The following is a 1,666-nucleotide window of genomic DNA, read 5'->3' as shown; positions in this document are numbered from 1 at the left end:
GCTTCAGCCGCTTCTTTTTCGGAGAGAGATCTGCATCCGGATCGGGCGCTGCTTCGTCTTTTTCAATTTGCAGTTCCACCTGATCCAGCCGTTCTTTCCAAAGCTGATACCGCTGCCGTTTGGCAGCACTTTGGTCAAAATGGTCCAGCTGAGCCTCGTCCACATCGTAGTGGGGGTCATTCAAATAGTTCACAGATCTCACCTCCTATATATTTTCTGACTTTCACATTTGTGGGTGAATTAGACGTAGGGTACATTCCCTTTTATAATTGGAATTGATTTTCAATATCGCTCTGAATATAATAGAATTAGACAGTTCACAAAACTTGAATTTGTCTAACAGTTCGCATCGTTTGAATCTGAGTAAAGGAGTTTTGCTCTATGTGGAAATACACAGAACTTGATGCATATAACACGATCAGTCTGCATGATTGCAAAGCTACTTCCATCACTATGGAAGGCAGCAATTTGATTTTTGATTTTCCGGATGGCTTCTGGATTACACCAGCCAACAAGCATATTAATCACGATCGTCCAATAAAAACCGGACCTGCTCAGTTGTGTATTCGCGGAGCTTTCAAGGAAGCGCCGTTTGACGCTATCGATATATATAAAACATTTTGTATATTGGGGAAGCCTGTTTTTTGCCGCAGATTGCAACCAGAACACCCTATATTCCTTAAAATGTTCCAGACCGGAAAATATGAGTTGGAGTTTATTACCGAATACCACGCAGCCATATCTTCCCTATACCAATGCTGGATATGGAAAAAGAAATCTGGAGTTTATGCAGAATGTCAGTTTGAACTTACCGCTAAAAGCATTGAATACCGCTGGAATGAAATTCGTTATGATCGCGAATGGTAATAAGATAATTAGCCAAATTCCAATTTTGTTAATAGTACATACTGGACACGATGTGTCTACCTCAAAACCACGGCATTTCTCGCTTTGTGTCGTGGTTTTCTTAATTGACCAGTGATATGATTTCCACGAAAGGAGGGGTGTGAATGAACCAACAAAAAATGGGTGAATTTCTAAAACATCTTCGCAAGGACAAAGGGTTGACCCAAGAACAACTTGCAGAACATTTCTATGTTTCCTCTCGAACCGTATCACGATGGGAAACTGGGAGCAATATGCCCGATGTGGAAATGCTCATTGAACTTGCCGACTTCTACGATGTAGATATTTGCGAAATCATTGATGGAGAAAGGAAAAGCGAGAATATGGATAATGAAACCAAGGATACATTGAAAAAGGTAGCAGAATATGCCACCGAAGAAAGCAACAAACGCAAGGAGAGATTGCGTACAATGTTGGCAGGCTCTACCTGCTTGATGCTAATTAGTTATTTGTTATTTGGAAGCGAGCACAAAGGCCGACTCAATGGCATTATTCCCGAAGCAATTTGTGGTGATATCATGACTTTTGTTATCGGTCTTTCCGTTGCTTCATTGGCATTGTATGCTCTGCACTGTTTGGGTGCCTTTGATAAAATCGGTCAATGGAAAAAGGCCCGTAGAGAAAACAAGCGTTGATATATTTTTTGAGTGTTACCAATTCCAATTTGACAATTATTTAGTTATTAAGCTGGAGGTTTTCCAAAGTGAATAAAAAGAAAAACAGAGTAGCCATTGTGATAATGATTGCATTGGTATTTGGT

Annotated in this window: 3 protein-coding genes; 2 read left to right on the top strand and 1 reads right to left on the bottom strand. The window is 40.3% G+C overall.

All coding sequences use genetic code 11. From position 1 onward, the window contains the following. The coding region (locus UIB65_RS02745) for a hypothetical protein (RefSeq protein ID WP_330039602.1) at window positions 1–193 on the bottom strand (193 nt) is incomplete at its 3' end. A 188-nt stretch (window positions 194–381) separates the two neighbouring features. Here UIB65_RS02745 and UIB65_RS02740 point away from each other — a divergent pair. Both UIB65_RS02740 and UIB65_RS02735 read left to right on the top strand, forming a co-directional pair. Continuing rightward, entirely contained in the window at window positions 382–867 is a 486-nt protein-coding gene (locus tag UIB65_RS02740) for a hypothetical protein (RefSeq protein ID WP_330039601.1), read from the top strand. A 143-nt stretch (window positions 868–1,010) separates the two neighbouring features. Further along, window positions 1,011–1,541: a helix-turn-helix transcriptional regulator gene (locus tag UIB65_RS02735; RefSeq protein WP_330039600.1), complete on the top strand. Its 531-nt coding sequence runs from the start codon at window positions 1,011–1,013 to the stop codon at window positions 1,539–1,541. Window positions 1,542–1,666: the final 125 nt, after the last annotated feature.

The organism is Methanobrevibacter sp., assembly GCF_036307625.1.
Classification (GTDB): Archaea; Methanobacteriota; Methanobacteria; order Methanobacteriales; family Methanobacteriaceae; genus Methanocatella.
Note: the sequence above shows the minus strand (reverse complement) of the source record. Positions and strands in the feature narration are given on the sequence as shown.

Bases quoted from the DNA above. Each gene is read 5' to 3' on its own strand.
- UIB65_RS02735 (WP_330039600.1), top strand. From the start codon at position 1,011: ATGAACCAACAAAAAATGGGTGAATTTCTAAAACATCTTCGCAAGGAC.
- UIB65_RS02740 (WP_330039601.1), top strand. From the start codon at position 382: ATGTGGAAATACACAGAACTTGATGCATATAACACGATCAGTCTGCAT.